This window comes from Aeromonas sp. TW 6, from assembly GCF_013168745.1.
Classification (GTDB): Bacteria; Pseudomonadota; Gammaproteobacteria; order Enterobacterales; family Aeromonadaceae; genus Aeromonas; species Aeromonas caviae.
The window spans coordinates 18,739-29,937 of sequence record NZ_JABERS010000045.1; the positions used below are offsets into that span (position 1 = coordinate 18,739).

Sequence of the window (11,199 nt, forward strand, 5' to 3'; positions counted from 1 at the left end):
AAGGGCCTCAGCAAGAATTGAAAAAAACCCGCTTCGGCGGGTTTTTTGTTGCCCGTTTCCGGGTGGCCGACCTGTTGCCCTGCTTCGCTCTCGCCACGGGCAGCAAAAAGGGCACCCTTATGGTGCCCCATTTCCTGGTCAGGTTCCTTACAGGGGCAGGCTGATCCGCGCCTCCAGCCCCCCCTCCTGGCGATTGTGAAGGCTGAGCTCACCGCCGTGCTGGTGCACCAGGGTGCGGGCGATGGCGAGCCCCAGTCCCACGCTGCCAGACTCGGTGTTGCGGGCTTCATCCAGGCGCACGAAGGGCTTGAACACCTCCTCAAGCTGGCTCTCCGCAATCCCCGGCCCCTGATCGCGAACCAGGATCAGCAATTCGCCGTCACCGCGCACCAGCGAGACCTCGGCCCCCCCTGCGTACTTGATGGCGTTGCCGATGAGGTTTTGCAGCACCCGGCGCAGGGTGTTGGCGCGGCAGGCGTAAACCTCCTTGCCCTCGGCCAGGCAGGTGACGGGCTGGCCCATGTCGGCATAGTCGTCACACAGGCTCTCCAGCAGGCTGACCAGATCCAGCTCCCGGGTCGCCTCCTGCTGCCCCTCCTCCCGGGCAAAGCTCAGGGTCGCCGCCAGCATCTGCTCCATCTGCTGCAGGGTCTGCTGGAAGCGCTCCTTGTCTTCCCCGTCCGCCAGAAACTCGCTGCGCAGCCGCAGGCTGGTGATGGGGGTGCGCAGGTCGTGGGAGATGGCGGCCAGCATCCGGGTTCTGTCCTGCACGAAGCGATCGAGCCGGGTGTGCATCCGGTTGAAGGCCTGGATGGACTCGCGGATCTCGGTGGGCCCCTCCTCGCGCAGGGGCTCGATGTCCTCACCACGCCCCAGCCTGTCGGCGTTGGCCGCCAGTTGCTTGAGGGGACGGGTCGCCCGGCGGAACAGCCAGATCATCAGGCCGATCACCAGGCTCGCCACCAGCAGCAGGTTGAGGGTAGTCTGCCAGGACCAGCTCGCTGTCTCCTTGTCCACCAGGGAGCTGAACTGGAGCCAGCCGCCGTTGGGCAGTTCGATGGAGCCGTAGAGCCGCATGTCCTGGGGCGGCGGCATGCCGTTGCGATCCTTCATCATGCGGTTGTGGTGCTGCCAGGCCCGGCTGCGCTGGATGTCCTGCTTCAGCTCGGCGCTGATCTCCACCGCCAGGGAGGATGGATAGCCGAGCTTGGCCCGCACCAGCTTCTCGAAGCGGGGGCTGCGGTTGTCCGGCTGCAACGGCTCGTCGGCCAGACGCAGCAGCAGGGTCTCGCTGCGGCTCGCCTTGAGGATCTCGTGATAGAGGGAAGGAGGAGAGAGGGAGAGCAGGCGCACCACGGAGATGATGCGCTGCATGGCGTTGCGGCTGTTGACGTAACCGAGGGCCTCCTCCCTGTCCGAGCGGTAGATCTGGATACTGAGCAGCTGGATCAGTACCAGCCCCGCCAGGGCCACCAGCACTATCTGGCCGGTCAACCCCTTGGGCAGCAGCCTGGCGAAGACGCGCTTGATCATGTCGGCCTCACTCCTGGGTCACGTCGGCGGCGAACAGGTAACCGCCACCCCAGATGGTCTTGATGAGCTCGGGATTCTTGGGATCCCGCTCCAGCTTGCGCCGCAGTCGGCTCACCAGGGTATCGATGGCGCGATCGAAGGCCACCGCCTCCCGGCCACGGGCCAGATCCAGCAACTGATCCCGGCTCAGCACCCGCTGGGGCCGCTCCAGAAACACCTTGAGCAGATCGAACTCGGCGGTGGAGAGGCTCATCCCCACCCCCTCCTCGTCCACCAGCTCACGGCGATTGACGTCGAGCAGCCAGCGATCGAAGCGCAGATCCCGGGTCAAGGTCTCCGGCACGGGCAGGCTCTCCGCCTGGGTACGGCGCATCACCGCCTTGATGCGGGCCAGCAGCTCCCGCGGGTTGAACGGCTTGGAGAGGTAGTCGTCCGCCCCCATCTCCAGGCCGATGATGCGGTCCGTCTCCTCCCCCATGGCGGTCAGCATGATGATCGGCAGGCGGGATTTGACCCTGAGCTCGCGGCACAGGGTGAGGCCATCCTCCCCCGGCATCATCAGATCCAGCACCAGCAGGTCGAACTCCCGCTCATCCAGCAGCCGCTTCATCTCCTTGCCATCGCGGGCGCAACTGACGCGCATGCCATGCTGCTCCAGAAAGCGCTTGAGCAGATCGCGGATCTCGCTGTGGTCATCGACCACCAGAATATGAGGGCTGCCTTGGTTCATCATCATCTCTCCGTTATCGGGCTGGGGCGATTATACGAAAATCAACCGGGCGGGTTGTGTCAAAGTGTGCCAGCATGCCCCTGTGCCACACTCTGCTACAAAATAGGCTTCTACTGGCAAATTTCAGACACTTCCACGGTGTTTACTGGATACCAAGGCGAAAGAGCCTCTACCCGTACACATCCGACAGGAGTTACCCATGAAAAAGCTGACCAAGACCCTGCTGACCGCCACCCTGATCCTCGGCCTGCCGCTGGGCGCCTATGCCGCCAGCGAGGCGGTCTCCACCGCGCAACCGACCCAGGCCACGGCGACCGGTTGCCCCATGGACGGTACCGGCATGATGGGCGGCAAGCATCATGGCGGCCGCCACGACAAGATGGCCCGCATGAAGAACATGACCCCGGAACAAATCCAGGCCCATCTGCAACAGCGCTACGACAAGATTGAAGATCCGGCCAAGAAGGCGGAGTTCGTGAAGAACCTTGGTCTGCGTGCCGACGGCATGATCAAGCACGCCGAGGTGATGAAGCAGTTCGCAGAAGCAAACCAGTAAATCGACGTAATGAAGCGGTTTGCCGAAGCAGACCAGTAAGTCGAGATGATCAAGCTGTTCGCAGAAGCAAACCAGTAAATCGACGTAATGAAGCCGTTTGCCGAAGCAGACCAGTAAGTCGAGGTGATCAAGCTGTTCGCAGAAGCAAACCAGTAAATCGAAGTAATGAAGCCGTTTGCCGAAGCAGACCAGTAAGTCGAGATGATCAAGCTGTTCGCAGAAGCAAACCAGTAAGGCGACGTAATGAAGCGGTTTGCCGAAGCAGACCCGTGATCCGGCGGGGCCCTGCCCCGACACCGGCAAAAACGACAGGGTGGCGCAAGCCACCCTTATTTTGTCTCCACCCCCAGTTTTTCACCTTTTCCTGCCTGGCCGCATCATGTTATGTGAGCGATAACAAACGTTTCACTTTCGAAATAAATCATAATGGTCCCTCACACAACAGACGCGGGCACGATCCCGGGCACAGTGGACAGGAGTCGTTATGGGATGGAATCTGGGCACAATCAAGGGGCGCTATACCGCCGTTTTTCTGGGCTTCATGGCGCTGGTGTGCGCCCTGACGGTGATCGGCATCCAGATCTGGATCACCCCCGCCCTGCAAAAAGCGGGGGAGGAGAACGTGGCGCTGCGAGTCGGCGAGATAGCGACCGATATCCGTGACCAGCTCAACGGGGTACAGACCCAGTCGCGCAGCATCACCCAGCTGGTGGCACAACTGCCGAGCGAGCAGATAGATGCCCAGCTCCCGGCCCTCATCGACCAGTACGGCAACGGCATGGTCTTCGGTGGCGGCATCTGGCCCCTGCCGGACAAGCGGGAGGCGGGACGCGCCAAGTTCAGTACCTTCTTCCACAGGGATGCCTCCAACGCCCTCATTCCCAACACCTACTGGAACTCGGCAGAGGCGCCCAACTATTTCGATCAGCCCTGGCACAAGGCCGGCCAGCAGGCGCCCCGTGGCGTCTGTGCCTGGGCCGCCGCCTACAAGGATGGCGCGAGCCAGCAGCCGAGAACCAACTGCGCCATGGGGATCTACCAGGATGGCGCCCTCTACGGGGTGTCGACCATAGACGTCACCCTGGGCTTCTTCAACGACCTGGTGGCCAAGAAAGAGCAGGAGATCGGCGGTCAGGTGATGATCATCGAGGCTGACGGCAAGATCCTGAGCCGCAACGCCCGTCTGACCGGGGATGTGGTGCTCGGCAACCTCTCCGCCCACGCCGACTATCCCTTCGCCCTCGCCATCAGCGGCCTGCTGGGCCAGGATGCGAGCAAGGGGCAGCTGCGCACCACCTTCCAGGATCAGGGTGAGGAACAGACCCTGCTGATGGAGGCCATCGAAGGGACCCCCTGGTTGCTGGCCGCCGCCCTGCCTACCCGCACCCTGACCCAGGACAGCCGGGATGTGCTCGCCACCCTGGCGAGCATCCAGCTCCCCCTGGCGGGGCTGCTGTTCGTGCTCATGGTGCTGGCCATCAGCCAGCTTGGCAGCCGCCTGCAGACCCTCAAGCTCAACATCGACGCCCTCAGCGCCGGCGACGCCGATCTGACCGCCCGCATCCAGGTCAAAGGGCATGACGAGCTGGACAACATCGCCCTGTCGGTCAACCGCTTCATCGCCTTCCTGCAACAGATGATGGTGCAGGTGACCGCCGCCACCGACCTCATCACCCGCGAGCTGGCCCAGCTCGATCAGCAGACCGGGCAGGCCAGGCGGATCCTGGGGGAACATGCCAGCGAAACCGATCAGGTCGTCACCGCCCTCAACGAACTCAGCTCCACCGCCGACAGCGTTGCCCGCCACGCCAACGACTCCGCCAGCTTCACCGAGGCCGCCAACGGTCAGGCGGCCAGCTCCCGCAAGGTGGTGGGATCGGCCTCCGCCAGCGTGGTGGCCCTCATCGACGAGGTGGATCTCGCCGCCGCCAAGGTGCTGGAGATGCAGGAAGATGCCCAGCAGATCGGCAGCGTGCTCGGAGTGATCGGCGGCATCGCCGCCCAGACCAACCTGCTGGCGCTCAACGCCGCCATCGAGGCGGCCCGGGCCGGTGAACAGGGCCGGGGCTTCGCGGTGGTGGCCGACGAGGTGCGTGCCCTCGCGGCACGCACCCAGAACAGCACCGCCGAAGTGGGCAGCATGTTGTCACGGCTCACCCAGGGGGTCGCCGAGGCAGTGGTCGCCATGGAGCAGACCAAGCGCAGTTGCCAGGCGGCGGCCGACACCACGGGGCAGGTCACCGGCGGCCTCGACACCATGGCCGACGCCGTAGTGCAGATCCACGATCTCAGCAGCCAGATCGCCACCGCTGCCGAGGAGCAGAGCCGGGTGACCGAGGAGATCAACCGCAACATGGTGAGCATTCGCGACATGCTGAACCTCCTGGTGGAGAACGGCGGCAACACGGAGCAGAGCGCCGCCACCCTGCTGGGGTCCAACCGCCAGTTGCTGGCTCTGGTACACCGCTTCAAGGTGTGAGCCTGAACACCAGGCAGCAAAAAGGGGCCCGCGGGCCCCTTTTTCATTCACTTTGCCAGGACTCAGGCCTTGTTGGCCAGGTTCAGGGTCTTCACGGTCTCGCCTTCGAACTTGATGACCACGTTCTTCTGGGCCACTTCGGAGTCTTTCAGCAGGGACTTGGTGGTCTCGGCCAGCAGCGGGGAGGCCTTGTTCAGAGCGTCCAGGTCATAGGTCCACACTTCCAGACCGGCGTCGGTCTTGGTGCTGGCCGGGGCGCCCAGCTTGTCCTTGATGGCCTGCTTGTTGGAGCCGCCTTCCTTGATGTCCAGGGCCTTCTTGATCGCTTCGTTGGAAGCGGTGTCCATGGCGTTGCCAGCCATCTCTTTGGCGGTGCTGGTGACGCTGCTGGTCACGGTGTCGGTCAGGGAATCCATCAGGCCGGCGTGGGCAACCAGAGGCAGGGCGGTCAGGGCAATCAGCAAGGACTTTTTCATGAAGATACATCTCGCAAGAATGAAAAGAGCGCGCATGAAATCAGCGGGATGAATTGGAGTCAAGAAAATCCCTTGGTCAAGCCGTATTCGGGGGGGAAAAGCCCCGTAGCGGCTCCGACCAGTGCCCTTGTCAGCCGCTGAGCTGGTCCTTGCCCGCCAGCTTGGCCCGGTAGAGCGCCCTGTCGACCCGTGCCATCAGGTGGGACACCTGCTCGTCGGGGTCGGACTCCACCAGCCCGAAACTCAAGGTCACGGGCTCGATCCCCTTGACCCTGGCATGGCTCAGGCGCTGCCTCAGCTTTTCGGCCACCACCCGGGCGTCGGGCAACCGGGTATTGGGAAGCACCAGCATGAACTCGTCACCCCCCCAGCGGGCCAGCAGATCGATCTCGCGGATGCAGCCCCGGGTCAGCTGCACGATATCGATCAGGGTCTGGTCCCCCACCCCGTGGCCATGGCGATCATTGATCTGCTTGAAGTCGTCCACGTCCATGGCGATCACGGCAAAGGGCTCCTTGAAGCGCTTGGCGCGCTCATGCTCCAGCCGCACCGCCTGCTCCAGCCGATAGCGGCTGGCCGCGCCGGTCAGGGAATCCGTCTCCGCCAGGCGGCGGTTCTCCTCTACCTGGAACTGCAATGCCTGGTTGAGCCGCTCCAGTTCGGCGGTACGCTGTGCCACCTGCTGCTCCAGGGTGCGGTTTTGCAGCTCCAGCCTGGCGTAGAGTTCCCGCTGGGCGTGGATGTTGCGGTGTGCCCCCACCATCCTGGCGACACTGCCGTCCGGGTTGCGTGCGACGATGCGGCCGCAATCCGCCACCCAGAGGTAGTCACCGTTACGGCAACGGCAGCGGTATTCGGCCCGGTAGTCTGCCGCCCGCCCGCTCAGACAGGCATCGAAGCTCTCCATGACCTGCGCCAGATCGTCCGGGTGGATCAGGTTCTCCCAGGTGAAGACGGTGTTGTCGAGGGAGTGGGGCTCATACCCCAGCATCTGATACCAGCCGGGATAGCGATGGACATAGCCGGTGTTGGCATTCCAGTCCCAGAGACCGTCGCTCACGACCTCCAGCATGCCGCTCATCACGGCCTCGTCGAGGGCCGGTAGCCTTGTCATCTCATTGTCATGCAGCATGAAAACCTTCCTTGTTCTGCTACTCGGCGCCACGGATCCGCTTGTTGACCTGGCGGGAAAACCGGGCCTGCCGGTCGAGCCTTCAAGGGGGCGACTGGCCTCGACACCCCGTCATGACGGGTTATCGGCCAGGTTGTCCTCTTGTTGAACAACAGTAGCAGCCCGCACACTTTCGAGTCTTGCGCGCCGTCACGCTCCCTTCCGTTCTTCTGCCGGCCAGATTGCACCACGGCGGTGCACACCTTTGGCGCAGCCCTGCCCATATTGGGCAAGCCTCGCTGACCAGGGCTGCGATTAATAAGCAAGTGTATGAATAAAAAGAAAAATACTTTTCTGGCGCAATATTTGCCTTTATCTGGGTGAACCACAAGGATTGGGGATATTGCATGAAATTAATCACCGCCATCATCAAGCCGTTCAAACTCGACGACGTGCGCGAAGCCATCGCCAACCTCGGCGTCGAGGGGCTGACGGTTTCCGAGGTCAAGGGGTTTGGCCGCCAGAAGGGGCACACCGAGCTGTACCGGGGTGCCGAATACCAGGTGGATTTCCTGCCCAAGGTAAAGCTGGAGATCGCCACCCTGGCCGACAACGTCGAGCAGATCATCGAAGCCATCAGCAAGGCCGCCCACACCGGCAAGATAGGTGACGGCAAGATCTTCGTTTATGACCTGCAGGCCGCCGTGCGCATCCGCACCGGCGAGACCGACGCAGACGCCCTTTGATACGACTGGAACTGAGGAATACGACATGGAAGAGTTGATCACATCCGTCAGCGAGCTGCGCTATGCACTCGACACCTTCTACCTGCTGATCTCCGGCGTGCTGGTCATGTGGATGGCCGCCGGGTTCGCCATGCTCGAAGCCGGCCTGGTCCGCGCCAAGAACACCACCGAGATCCTGACCAAGAACATCCTGCTCTATGCCATCGCCTGCATCATGTTCCTGCTGGTCGGCTACAACATCATGTACGTGGACAACAGCGCCGGCGGCTGGCTGCCGAGCTTTGGCAGCCTGATGGGCAGCCAGGCGGACGACGCGGGCCACTCCCTGCACTCCGACTTCTTCTTCCAGGTGGTGTTCGTCGCCACCGCCACCTCCATCATCTCAGGTGCGGTGGCAGAGCGGATGAAGCTCTGGTCCTTCCTGCTGTTCTGCGTGGTGATGACCGGCTTCATCTACCCCGTGGAAGGCTACTGGAGCTGGGGCGGCGGCTTCCTGAAAGAGGCGGGCTTCTCCGACTTCGCAGGCTCCGGCATCGTCCACATGGCGGGCGCTGCCGCTGCCCTGGCCGCCGTGCTGCTGCTCGGCCCCCGTCGCGGCAAATATGGCAAGCAAGGGGAGATCTACCCCATCCCCGGCTCCAACCTGCCACTCGCGACCCTGGGCACCCTGATCCTCTGGATGGGCTGGTTCGGCTTCAACGGTGGCTCCCAACTGGCGCTCTCCAGCGCCGCTGACGCCACCGCCATCGGCACCGTGTTCGTCAACACCAACGCCGCCGCGGCCGCCGGTGTGGTCGGCGCCCTGCTGGTCAGCAAGCTCACCTGGGGCAAGGCGGATCTCACCATGATCCTCAACGGCGCCCTCGGCGGTCTGGTCGCCATCACCGCCGACCCGGCCTCCCCCAGCCCGCTGTTCGCCAGCCTTATCGGCGCCCTGGCCGGTGCCCTGGTGGTCTACGCCATCGTCGCCTTCGATCGCCTGAAGATCGATGATCCGGTCGGTGCCATCTCGGTACACGGCGTCTGCGGCCTGTTCGGCCTGATGGTGGTGCCCTTCTCCAACACGAGCGCCACCTTCGGTGCCCAGTTGCTGGGTGCTGCCACCATCTTCGGCTGGGTCTTTGTCGTCTCCCTCGTGGTCTGGAGCCTGCTCAAGGCCACCATGGGCCTGCGGGTCAGCGAAGAGGAAGAGATGATGGGTGTGGATGTCCACGAGTGCGGCATCGATGCCTACCCCGAGTTCGTCAGCGTCAAATCCAGCATCTAAGCACGCCATCTGCTTGCGGGGCCCGGGGGAAACCCCGGGCCCCGTTTTTTTGGGTGCCCTCAGCGCCCCTTGAAGGCGGGGTGATGCAACCGGCGATAGTGACTGGGCGCCAGCCCATGCTGGCGCTTGAAGGCGGTGGAGAAGTGGTATTCGTTCTTGAAGCCGCACTGCTCGGCCAGCTGCTTCACCGGGTCGGCCCGGCTCGCCAGCAAGAGCGCCGCCCGCTGCAACCGCAACCGTTGCAGCAGCGCCATGGGGGCCAGCGCGAAATGCTGCTGACAGAGTCGATGGAGCTGACGCTCGGAGAAATGCAGGGCGCCGGCCATGCGGGCTATGTCCCAAGGCTCGGTCAGCGCCTCTTTGAGCAGTAATTCGAGGCGCAGCGCCAGCCGCTCGCCGCGGCTCTGTCCCTCTCCCTTTTGCAACAGGCGGCGCAGGTAGAAACCGAGCTGCTCCACCAGCAGCGCGCTGAGCAGCGGGTCCTGATGGCGCTCCTGCTCCGCATAGAGGTTCTCGATCGTGCGCAGCACGGTGGCCTGCTGGGAGGTACAGCCGAGCCGGGGGTGGCTGGCGAAGGCATCCCAGGGGGAATCCTTGTGCAACAGCAGCCACACCAGCTCCCACTCACCACCCTTATTCACCTGCTGGTTCAACGTCTCATTAAGCTGCTCACTCCACTGCTCACTAAGCTGGTAGCAGAGCGGCTCCCCGGCCGGGATCAGGGCCCACTCCCCGACCTGCAACCGCTCGCGGCGATCCCCCACCTGCACCTCCCCCTCGCCCCCCAGAGTCAGCAGAAAACAGTGCACATCGGCAAAGCGGCGGGAAATGCGATAACGGGTCTTGAGACGGGAATAGCCCGCCAGCCACACCTGCTCCTGTGCGAGGGCCGGCAGCAGGCTGTCGCAACAGATCTCCTCGCGGCAGTCGAGGGAGACGTCAATGACTTCAAGATTGGCAGTTTCAGACATCATCAGGACGGGCTCAGCCATGTCGAAGGGACAGGCCCCAGCATAGCATCAAGGGCATCAAGTCACAGGAGACCAGCCATGCATATCCATCACGTCGCCATCTGGGCGCAGGACCTGGAGACACTCAAGGCATTCTACTGCTCCCTGTTTGGCGGGCAGGCCAATGAGCGCTACCACAATCCGAGCAAGCAGTTCAGCTCCTACTTCGTGCGTTTCGAAGGGGGCGCCAGCCTGGAGCTGATGCACACCCCCATCCTGTTCCCGGCGGATCTCCATCTGCCGCACCCGTTGCAGGGGCTGGCCCATCTCGCCTTCTCCCTCGGCAGCGTGGATGCGGTGGACCAGATGACAGCCCGCCTCAAGCTGCTCAAGGGCGCCGAGGTGAAACACCTGGACGGCCCCCGCTGGACCGGCGACGGCTATTACGAGAGCACCTTCCTGGATCCCGAAGGCAACCGGCTGGAGTTGACCATCTAACCCAAGGGGAGGGTTCGAGTGATGCCACTATGCCAAGCAGCCGGTGAGCCATCTGCTTTGCCCCCTCCCCTTTGCAAGGGGAGGGCCGGGGTTTGCCATGCCGGCTGACGGATGGGGCCATGACCCCCTCCCAGCCTCCCCCTTGGCAGGGGGAGGAGCAACCAAGCTGCCCCTGTCTGGACGGGTCAAATAATCGAGGTGGCAGCCACGTAGGTTCGATTAGCGAAGCGTAATCGGACGGCGTATTTTCTCCCTTCTCCCCTTGCGGGAGAAGGGTGGGGGATGAGGGGAAGGAAAAAAGAGATGATGCAGTAAACGTTGGGCTTCGCTTCGTTCAGCCACAACTTATGTAACGGGTAGATTGGTGCTGAGCCTGCGAAGCCCAACATACGAGATTATTTTGCCAGTTCAAGTCGATAAAAATCCGTCTCTTCGTGTTTTGGATTGGAACGCAAAAATGTCCAGCCCGAACGCCGATAATGGTTCAGCGCCCGCAAATTGGTACGACTAACGGATAGCAACGCCCATTTACAGCCCGCCCCCAGCAACTGCTGGCGGATATATGCCTGCAATTCTGCGGCCAGGCCGGTGCCTCGATACTCGGGAAACAGATAGATCAGCTGAACATAGCCCGTCTCGGGTTCATCGGAAAAGCTGCGAAATTCCAACTGACCCACCAGTTGTTCACCCACCCAGACATGCAGGTAATACCATTGCGCTTGCCCCCTCAGAGATCCCCTCATTTTTAGAGACTCAAATAATTCCAAGTGTGCGGGTATATAAGCGGTGTTGCTTCAGGTAGTAGATAAATTTATCCATCAACAAGACCGCATTGGCTTCTTTCATTTTAGGT

General features: G+C 62.6%; 11 protein-coding genes. 5 read left to right on the plus strand and 6 right to left on the minus strand.

Translation table 11 applies throughout. The features are described from left to right. Positions 1-147: 147 nt before the first annotated feature. Together HKD46_RS17620 and HKD46_RS17625 are read right to left on the minus strand one after the other, a co-directional pair. Entirely contained in the window at positions 148-1,533 is a 1,386-nt protein-coding gene (locus tag HKD46_RS17620; protein WP_171865737.1) for an ATP-binding protein, read from the minus strand. A gap of 7 nt (positions 1,534-1,540) precedes the next feature. Beyond that, positions 1,541-2,263, minus strand: coding sequence for a response regulator (locus tag HKD46_RS17625; RefSeq protein ID WP_010675899.1), 723 nt, complete (start codon positions 2,261-2,263; stop codon positions 1,541-1,543). A gap of 199 nt (positions 2,264-2,462) precedes the next feature. Here HKD46_RS17625 and HKD46_RS17630 point away from each other — a divergent pair, with 199 nt between their 5' ends. Both HKD46_RS17630 and HKD46_RS17635 read left to right on the plus strand, forming a co-directional pair. Continuing rightward, positions 2,463-2,819, plus strand: a complete 357-nt coding sequence (locus HKD46_RS17630; protein ID WP_010675900.1) for a hypothetical protein — start codon at positions 2,463-2,465, stop codon at positions 2,817-2,819. Positions 2,820-3,303: 484 nt separating this feature from the next. Next, entirely contained in the window at positions 3,304-5,298 is a 1,995-nt protein-coding gene (locus tag HKD46_RS17635) for a methyl-accepting chemotaxis protein (RefSeq protein WP_039040120.1), read from the plus strand. A gap of 62 nt (positions 5,299-5,360) precedes the next feature. Here HKD46_RS17635 and HKD46_RS17640 read toward each other — a convergent pair whose 3' ends face one another. Together HKD46_RS17640 and HKD46_RS17645 are read right to left on the minus strand one after the other, a co-directional pair. Then, positions 5,361-5,774, minus strand: coding sequence for a hypothetical protein (locus HKD46_RS17640; protein ID WP_010675902.1), 414 nt, complete (start codon positions 5,772-5,774; stop codon positions 5,361-5,363). Positions 5,775-5,904: 130 nt separating this feature from the next. Continuing rightward, positions 5,905-6,906 (minus strand): sensor domain-containing diguanylate cyclase, encoded by a 1,002-nt coding sequence (locus HKD46_RS17645; protein ID WP_039040121.1) that lies wholly within the window; start codon positions 6,904-6,906, stop codon positions 5,905-5,907. 386 nt (positions 6,907-7,292) lie between these two features. Here HKD46_RS17645 and glnK point away from each other — a divergent pair, with 386 nt between their 5' ends. After that, a complete protein-coding gene (gene glnK / locus HKD46_RS17650) occupies positions 7,293-7,631 on the plus strand; it encodes a P-II family nitrogen regulator (RefSeq protein ID WP_010675904.1) in 339 nt (112 codons plus the stop codon). Positions 7,632-7,656: 25 nt separating this feature from the next. Beyond that, positions 7,657-8,898, plus strand: coding sequence for an ammonium transporter (locus HKD46_RS17655; protein ID WP_042864817.1), 1,242 nt, complete (start codon positions 7,657-7,659; stop codon positions 8,896-8,898). Positions 8,899-8,957: 59 nt separating this feature from the next. On the opposite strand, the gene HKD46_RS17660 is transcribed toward HKD46_RS17655, so the two are convergent. After that, the gene (locus tag HKD46_RS17660) at positions 8,958-9,872 is read right to left on the minus strand and encodes an AraC family transcriptional regulator (RefSeq protein ID WP_045522373.1); all 915 of its coding nucleotides are present in this window, start codon (positions 9,870-9,872) and stop codon (positions 8,958-8,960) included. 75 nt (positions 9,873-9,947) lie between these two features. On the opposite strand from HKD46_RS17660, the gene HKD46_RS17665 reads away from it, so the two are divergent. Beyond that, entirely contained in the window at positions 9,948-10,346 is a 399-nt protein-coding gene (locus HKD46_RS17665; RefSeq protein ID WP_045522340.1) for a VOC family protein, read from the plus strand. Positions 10,347-10,741: 395 nt separating this feature from the next. Here the strand turns inward: HKD46_RS17665 and HKD46_RS17670 are convergent, their stop codons facing one another. Next, complete coding sequence (locus HKD46_RS17670; RefSeq protein WP_171865738.1) at positions 10,742-11,089, minus strand: N-acetyltransferase; 348 nt, start codon at positions 11,087-11,089, stop codon at positions 10,742-10,744. Positions 11,090-11,199: the final 110 nt, after the last annotated feature.

Bases quoted from the DNA above. Each gene is read 5' to 3' on its own strand.
- HKD46_RS17645 (WP_039040121.1), bottom strand. From the start codon at position 6,906: ATGCTGCATGACAATGAGATGACAAGGCTACCGGCCCTCGACGAGGCC.
- HKD46_RS17630 (WP_010675900.1), top strand. From the start codon at position 2,463: ATGAAAAAGCTGACCAAGACCCTGCTGACCGCCACCCTGATCCTCGGC.
- HKD46_RS17635 (WP_039040120.1), top strand. From the start codon at position 3,304: ATGGGATGGAATCTGGGCACAATCAAGGGGCGCTATACCGCCGTTTTT.
- HKD46_RS17625 (WP_010675899.1), bottom strand. From the start codon at position 2,263: ATGAACCAAGGCAGCCCTCATATTCTGGTGGTCGATGACCACAGCGAG.
- HKD46_RS17655 (WP_042864817.1), top strand. From the start codon at position 7,657: ATGGAAGAGTTGATCACATCCGTCAGCGAGCTGCGCTATGCACTCGAC.
- glnK (WP_010675904.1), top strand. From the start codon at position 7,293: ATGAAATTAATCACCGCCATCATCAAGCCGTTCAAACTCGACGACGTG.
- HKD46_RS17660 (WP_045522373.1), bottom strand. From the start codon at position 9,872: ATGATGTCTGAAACTGCCAATCTTGAAGTCATTGACGTCTCCCTCGAC.
- HKD46_RS17670 (WP_171865738.1), bottom strand. From the start codon at position 11,089: ATGAGGGGATCTCTGAGGGGGCAAGCGCAATGGTATTACCTGCATGTC.
- HKD46_RS17620 (WP_171865737.1), bottom strand. From the start codon at position 1,533: ATGATCAAGCGCGTCTTCGCCAGGCTGCTGCCCAAGGGGTTGACCGGC.
- HKD46_RS17665 (WP_045522340.1), top strand. From the start codon at position 9,948: ATGCATATCCATCACGTCGCCATCTGGGCGCAGGACCTGGAGACACTC.
- HKD46_RS17640 (WP_010675902.1), bottom strand. From the start codon at position 5,774: ATGAAAAAGTCCTTGCTGATTGCCCTGACCGCCCTGCCTCTGGTTGCC.